Source organism: Nocardia sp. NPDC060220 (genome assembly GCF_042727815.1).
Taxonomy (GTDB): Bacteria; Actinomycetota; Actinomycetes; order Mycobacteriales; family Mycobacteriaceae; genus Nocardia.
The window spans coordinates 1-6,056 of the sequence record NZ_JBHWZY010000411.1 but is presented as its reverse complement, the minus strand read 5'-3'; the positions used below and the strand labels follow the sequence as shown (position 1 = coordinate 6,056).

General features: G+C 60.5%; 4 protein-coding genes and 1 pseudogene. 3 read left to right on the top strand and 2 right to left on the bottom strand.

What is annotated here, in order from left to right; all coding sequences use genetic code 11:
- A pseudogene (locus ACFWF3_RS21015) lies at positions 1–285 on the top strand (ATP-binding protein); the annotation flags it as partial.
- A 6-nt stretch (positions 286–291) separates the two neighbouring features.
- Positions 292–3,288: a Z1 domain-containing protein gene (locus ACFWF3_RS21010; RefSeq protein ID WP_379314952.1), complete on the top strand. Its 2,997-nt coding sequence runs from the start codon at positions 292–294 to the stop codon at positions 3,286–3,288.
- Positions 3,289–3,293: 5 nt separating this feature from the next.
- Here the strand turns inward: ACFWF3_RS21010 and ACFWF3_RS21005 are convergent, their stop codons facing one another.
- Positions 3,294–4,271, bottom strand: a complete 978-nt coding sequence (locus ACFWF3_RS21005) for an HNH endonuclease (RefSeq protein ID WP_379314951.1) — start codon at positions 4,269–4,271, stop codon at positions 3,294–3,296.
- 48 nt (positions 4,272–4,319) lie between these two features.
- Positions 4,320–4,874 carry a class IV adenylate cyclase gene (locus ACFWF3_RS21000; RefSeq protein WP_379314950.1) on the bottom strand — a complete coding sequence of 185 codons (555 nt, stop codon included), beginning with the start codon at positions 4,872–4,874 and terminating at the stop codon, positions 4,320–4,322.
- A 396-nt stretch (positions 4,875–5,270) separates the two neighbouring features.
- On the opposite strand from ACFWF3_RS21000, the gene ACFWF3_RS20995 reads away from it, so the two are divergent.
- On the top strand, positions 5,271–6,056 hold a 786-nt coding region (locus ACFWF3_RS20995; RefSeq protein WP_379314949.1), incomplete at its 3' end, for a hypothetical protein.

Genomic DNA, 6,056 nt, shown 5'->3' with positions numbered 1-6,056 from the left:
GATCCCATCGGAATCGAGTGGCGGCAACTGCCAGACGATGTCTTCTTCGACATCGACGGCGAGGCGCGAATGATTCTGCTCAACAAGAGATTTCGCTCCGCGATGTTGGGCGGCCGCAATGGCAGCTTGAACGATGCGCCAATGCTCAAGGCGCTCATGTTCTTTCTGCTGCACGATGTGTTCGGCAAGGAACGAAATGGGTCCCGAATCAAGGACAATTTGGCGTTGTGGCAGTCGGTACTCATCTCGGCCGCCCGGGTCGAGCGCGATCAGGCAGGACTGTAGACATTGATGGAAATTCTGATGTCGCAGGCTGAGTCGACTCGGCTCGACCTGCACCGTGCGGTGCTTGCCGACCTGGCTGGGAGCAAGCCGAAGAGTCTCGCTCGGGCGATGGGCTATCAGGCATATGATCTGCCCGGTGCGCAGCCGTCGGCCAATGAAGAAGATTTCCGGTCCGCGTTGCTCGCGGCTGGTCCCAGTGATCAGTTGGTCGATATGTGGCGAAAGCAGCTGACACACTGGGATTTTGCGGAACATCCGAATTGGTCAGCCTCCGAACCACGGACAGACCAGCGGCGCACCGATATCTACGACCTGCTCGATCTGGAGCCGGGCACGCGCAAACTACTCGAAGCCTGCGCGCCGGTGATGAAGACTCCGCCGCCTGTGGTGATCAGCGAAAAATTCGAGCCCTGGTACCGGACCACCACGAAGTACGGCCGCGAATGGTACTGGCCTGCGTATCGAAACCTCTTGTCCTCCAAGGGTTGGTCCGATGACGCGGTCGCCGGTTTAGACATGGCCACCGACAGTGTGGTGGAGCGATTGTCGGACCCGTCGCGCCCCGAAGCCTTCCAGGCAAAAGGTCTTGTCGTCGGTTACGTTCAGTCGGGCAAGACCGCCAACTTTACCGGCGTGATCGCCAAGGCCGTGGACGCTGGATATCGGCTGGTCATCGTGCTCGGTGGCACCTTGAATCTGCTTCGCGCCCAGACACAGCGGCGACTCGATATGGAGTTGGTGGGTTGGGAGAACATTCTCCGCGGCGCCAGCGAGTTCGAGTCGGACTATGCCGACGATCCGGCATGGAATCAGGGAAAGTTCATAAAATTCGGTAGTCAGCCTGCTGCTTTGGGTGCCTTCGACATCGTCCGGATGACGACCCGCGATGACGACTACAAGAGCCTTCGACAAGGGATTGTCGCGCTCGAGTTCGAGAAGCAGCAACCCGCACTGCCACTGCACGACCCAGCCAACCTGCATCGTTCTTCTGCGCGGCTGATGGTGGTGAAGAAGAACAAGGCGGTCCTCGGCAAACTTGTTCAGGACCTGAAAAAGATCAAGACTCCGCTCGCTGAGATTCCTGTTCTGATCATCGACGACGAGTCCGACGAGGCGTCGGTGAACACCGCCCGGCAGAAGCCGGACGCCGAGCGCACTGCCATCAACAAGAAGATCTCCGAGTTGCTGACGATGCTGCCTCGGGCGCAGTACGTCGGGTATACGGCCACGCCGTACGCCAATGTGTTCATCGACCCGAGCGACGCTGCGGATATCTTCCCGAAGGATTTCATCGTCTCGCTCGAGCGGCCCCACAACTACATGGGTGCGCGCGACTTCCACGACCTCGACGATGACATCCCCGAGGACGAACGCACATTTGCCAACTCGAACGAGAAGGCCCACGTGCGCAGTGTTCAGGTCGATGGTCTGGACGAGGTCGATACCGCGACGCTGCGCCAAGCGATCGATATGTTCGTCCTCACGGCCGCGATGAAGCTGTATCGCGAGGAGCGGAGCGATCTCGGCGACGGGTTCTTCCAACACCACACGATGCTGATCCACGAATCGAGCTGGACCATCGATCATCGAGAAGTGCTGGGGCGCATCACGAAGCTGTGGTGGGATTCCGACTACTCGGGACCGAATGGACATGAACGGTTGCGGACATTGTTCGACAACGATGTGTCCGAGGTGTCGGCAGTCCGCGCAGACGGCCATGTCGTGCCGTCGAGTTATGCGGAGCTGCAGCCGTATATCGGGGCAGCCGTGTTCCGGATCGGGGGAGACCAGAAACCGATCATCGTCGTCAACAGCGACAAGGACATCGAGACCGGTGAAGCGGATTTCGACAAGCGGCAGATCTGGAAGATCCTGGTCGGCGGCCAAAAGCTCTCCCGAGGCTTCACTGTGGAGGGACTCACGATCTCGTACTTCCTGCGTCGGGCGTCGAATATGTCGGCCTTGATGCAGATGGGGCGCTGGTTCGGATTCCGACCCGGCTACCGCGACTTGGTGCGTCTCTACATCGGTCGGGAGCAGCCTGGAACGGGTGTCAAGGGAATCGACCTGCTGCGCGCGTTCGAGGCTGTCTGCCGCGACGAGGATGCGTTCCGGCGTGAGTTGCAGCAGTACTCGGTCATGGTCGACGGAATACCGCAGGTAACCCCAGCGCAGGTGCCGCCCCTGGTTTCGCAGCATCTGCCGCAGCTGAAACCGGCCAGCCCCAACAAGATGTACAACGCGAAACTGGTCGAGGTGCGTTCGCCGGGAAAGTGGTTGGAGCCGACGGCGTATCCGACCTCTGCTGCGCAGTTGAAGCACAACACTGCTGTGTGGACCCCTGCGTTCGACGGATTATCAACGGAGATAACACGTTTCGCGTATCACTTTTCTGCGCAGCACGGCAGGCATGCCAAGGACTCCGCACCGACGGTCCACTATCTGACGGCATTGACCGGCAGACTGTCACCCGAGGAATTCCTCGATCTCGCCGAACGAACGAAGTGGCGGGCGCCCGGTGAGTTCGGCCCACACCTCGAGTACTTGCGTTCGATCACGCGCGGAGTTGGTCGCGCGGTGGACGAGTGGGTCGTACTTGCGCCACAGCGTGAAAAGGGCGATCAGCAAGTTCGTGTGGGCGGCAGGAAAATCACCCGATGGGACCGTGTGCGGCGCCGTGATCCGCTCTTCGGCTCGATCAGCACGAGCCGTCACCGCAGCATTGCGCTGCGCATCGCAGGGGCCATCGGTGATTCGAGGGATCCGAATACGGAGCGGTTTGTCGGCAAGCGCACCGGCGCCATCCTGATCCACGCGGTCGTCGAACCGCATCATGTATCGAGCGTGGACCCCAGTGGTGCGATCGACCCGGGCAAGCTGGTCCTGACGTTCGGTTTCGTTGCGCCGGCCTCCGCGTATGGAGGCGCCGACCGGGTCGTTCGCTTCACCACGAGAGATTCGGGTACTGCCGCACCGATTATCGATTGCGATGCCGAGGAATAGCCGATCTATATTGTCCCGAGGTGTGATCCGACGACCATCGGCTCGGTTCGCTGGAAGTCGACCTTGCCGACGCGGAACGCCTTGTCTCCGTTCACGAACTCGCTGAAGCGTTCGGCAAGTCGTTCAGGCGCAGGATAGAACGCCTTCTTGTCGGGCAGCGTGAGCTGGACGTCGTCCATGCCTTGGAGCCCGAACTCGAGGATCGGCCCCTCATCGTCGGCTTTCGCCAAGACCGACCCGATGTGAACTCGGTAGTCATCGGAGATTCCCATCAGGTTCCGGTCATACGCCGCATGGTGAATCTTGCAGAGGCTCAAGCCGTTCGGGATATCAGCGATACCATGCTCTTTGCCGTCGGAGATGATGTGTGCAGCTTCGAGCAATTGAGGACGGCCGAGCCTGCACACCGCGCATCGGTTCCCGTAGGCCATCAGCACTCGGCTGCGGAACTGTGGCTGGTGCAGGCGCTGATTGGTGATCCGTTGGACGTAGCGACGCTCGGTCTGCGTCAAGTGCTGCGGATCGCTGACGCCGCGCAATGATTCATCTAGGGCAAGCAGCACCCGGCGATTGGTCGGATCGTCGGCGACGACATAGACCGGAAAGATGGGCAAGTAACGAATGTCGGGACCGACTTTGATCCACCGAAGCAGAATGAGCGGAAGTTCGGTCTCCGCAGACTTCCTGAGCTTGATGTTGTCGCCGACATCGATCGGGCCTTCGCGATAGTCGTAGGTGAACAACGAGTCCCCGACGACCTCGTCCTCGTACGGGCTGCCTGGCTTGGACATGATCGACAGCGTGGATGCGAGCCCCTTCGGATTCCGGATCCCGCGATTGCGGTCGACAAGCTGAATCGGATCGTCTCCGACCTTGAACTCCAACAGATCGGCCCGGGTGACAAAGCCGCCCCGCTCGTCGACCAACTGCCTCAGTGCGTGAAAGATCTTCGAACGAAACGCGTACTCATCCCCGTGGCCCACGAACGAAGTCTGCCACGGCCATACGACAGATTCGAGAGGATACGCGCCCTACTCGTCGAAGTCGTTGAACAGCAGCGTCGGCTCCGCGAGGATGTCGCGGCTCATCTCTACTCGGTAGATGGTGTCGACACTGCCGAACTTCGCTTGGCCGTAGTCGAGTTCGAGGTCTGCCGCGGCACGGCGAACCGCGGATTCGTCGGGTCCCTCGATTTCGAGAAATGTGGGCAGGCCAGGCCATGTATCCAGATCGAAGACGATGTCGCCGAGACGCCATTCTTCGCGGTAGTTCTCCTGGTAGCGGACCTCCTGCAGCCCAATGGTGACGAGGATTTCGGCCATCGAGTCGAGATCGCCGACCACGGTCTCGATCTCGGTGGTGCCATCGATCGTGGAGGAGTCGGTGACGTGCTTGAGCGTCAACGTCGTTCGGGTGCCTTCGTGGCGCAGGCGGACCCAGGCGCCAGCGGGGATGGTGTCGCCATCGAAGATCTTGCGGGTCAGCAGGGTTCGCGGGAGAGTCAAGGTGGCGCCGAGAGCCTCGAGCCGAGCCCTGACCGCATCGACGTCGATCGCCAAGAAGGTCGCTTCGTATTCATGCTTCATCGAGGTCGCGCCCTTCGTCGAGGTGTTCGCGCTTTGCAGCGAAAAATACACCCATGCAGTGCGCGTGGTCGTGGAGCTGTCCGACATGACGGCTCTCAACTCGGGATCTCCGACCTCGTGGTGGAAAGGAAGATTCGTCACTGGACCGAACTGACCACCTGAGGCTGCCGATCGATGAGTACCGGACGCGACGTTCCCGCTGCGTTGTCCTGATATATCTCCATAGCGGGGTAGTCGCCGATCATCCCGCCCGCGACAACTCGCGGCGAACCAGGGCTACCGCTGGTTGTCGAGACGATAATATCGCCGTTCGCTGTGTGGCAACTCAGGGACGATCCCGGTGGCGGGGCATTTGCCTGATTCGAACTCTTGTTCGGGTATTGATAGCCTTCGTGCATGGTCAGCTCATCGCATGAAGCGATGCACGGGATCTTCACCCACAATGCCGCGGCGGTCGGTCATGCCTTCCGCGTTCTTGCTCTTCCGTTCCCTGAACCCATTGCAGTAGAGCAGATTTCGGTCGACCTCACCGCGACGGCGCCGGTTGAACGGCGTGCGGACACAATCTTGCGGGTTGTGACCGTAGACGACGAGTTCCTGCTGGTCGTCGAGGCGCAGTCGAACAAAGATGTTACGAGGATTGCGGCGTGGTCGTACTACGTCACCTTCCTCCACAACAAATACGGGCTGCCGGTCGTGTTGGTCGTGGTCTGTCACGACAAGGAGACCGCGACCTGGGCGAGCAAGCCGATGGCCCTCACCTACCGGAGCTGGAAGAGCCTCACTCTGCAGCCGCTGGTCCTCGGCCCGCACAACGTGCCTGCGATCACAGACCCAGTGGAAGTTCTCGCTGACCTGCCTTTGGCGGCGCTATCGGCGATCACTCATGCCCGGGAGCCGGAGATCAGCGAGATACTGGACTCGATCATCATGGCTTTCCGCAGGCGGGGGTGCGACGATGAGACCGAGTTCTACGCCGAACTGATCGAACAGGGAATTTCGCATACCGACGCCGCCCAGCTCTGGAGGGACAAAATGGACACGGATCTGTCGTTCTTCCGTTCGGAATCTGCTCAGCGGCTCCGCGCTCAAGGGCGTGAGCAAGGATTCGAGCAGGGCTTGGAGGAAGGTCGGGAGCAGGGGCTCGGTCAGGGGGTCGCACGCTCGGTGTTGACCGTGCTT

What these genes read in the sequence shown, in the direction of transcription:
- ACFWF3_RS21010 (WP_379314952.1), top strand. Translation starts at nt 292, where the DNA reads ATGGAAATTCTGATGTCGCAGGCTGAGTCGACTCGGCTCGACCTGCAC.
- ACFWF3_RS21000 (WP_379314950.1), bottom strand. Translation starts at nt 4,874, where the DNA reads ATGAAGCATGAATACGAAGCGACCTTCTTGGCGATCGACGTCGATGCG.